The 1059-nt window shown below is 68.6% G+C and carries 1 pseudogene; it reads left to right on the top strand.

The features are described 5' to 3' along the window. Positions 1–1059 (top strand): annotated as a pseudogene (locus EN969_RS32585) (translocation/assembly module TamB); the annotation flags it as partial.

Here is a 1059-nt window from a genome sequence, read left to right on the forward strand (position 1 = left end):
CAGGCGAAAGCCGTCTCGATCGATGCGCTGGTCGCCAACTATCTGGCGGCGCCCGTGATCTCCGGAAAGATCCGCGCCGACACCGTCACGTCGGGCGGCACCGTGATCAGCGGCATCGATGTCGACTTGAAGCGCGACGGCGACTGGACCGGCTTCTCCGGCGGCGCAACCGTCAAGGGCATTCCGGCACAGGCCGCCGGCCGGGTGAAAGTGGCCAACGGCACGACGACCATCGAGCTTGCCTCCGGCCAGGCGACTGTCCAGGGCATCAAGACGGCCATCGCCCAGGCCTCGACCGTCAGCATTGCCAACGGCACAACGACGCTGGACCGGCTCGTGCTCAACCTTGGCGGTGGTACGGCGACGGTGACCGGCAAGGTCGGCACGGCGCTCGACATCAATGCGACGCTGGCGCGGGTGCCGATGTCGCTCGCCAACAGTTTCTCGCCGGGGCTCGACGCCGCCGGTTCGATCTCAGGCACGGTCAAGGTGACGGGTGCGCCGGCGAACCCCGCCATTGTCTTCAACCTCGACGCGGCCGGCGTGCGGACCTCGCAGACGCGCGGTGCCGGTGTCGGTGCGGTGAGTGTCTCCTCGTCGGGCACCTTCGGCGGCAACAAGCTGACCTTCAATGCCAATGTCGGCGATGGCGCCGGCCTTGGCCTCAAGGGCGGCGGCACCGTGACAACGGCCGGCACGCCGTCACTGGTGCTCGACTTCAATGGCGTCGTGCCGTTCGGCCTGCTCAGCCAGAAGCTGGCCGCGCAGGGTCTGTCTTTGTCTGGAACCGCCAATGTCAACGTGCAGGTGCGCGGTCCCGCGACATCGCCCGTCATCGGCGGCAGCATCAGCACCTCGGGTGCGCGCCTTGTCGATGCGCGCTCCGGCCTCGCCGTCAACGATCTCGCCGCCGATGTCTCGATTGCCGGCGGCGTCGCCAGGATCAACCGGCTGACCGGAACGCTGTCGACGCGCGGCAGCCTGTCGGCCAGCGGCACGGTGGGCATCAACCCGGCGCAGGGTTTCCCGGCCGACCTGTCGAGCAAGCTGGTCGACGGC

Source organism: Mesorhizobium sp. M7A.F.Ca.CA.003.01.2.1 (genome assembly GCF_003998945.1).
In the GTDB taxonomy this organism is placed as follows: domain Bacteria; phylum Pseudomonadota; class Alphaproteobacteria; order Rhizobiales; family Rhizobiaceae; genus Mesorhizobium; species Mesorhizobium ciceri.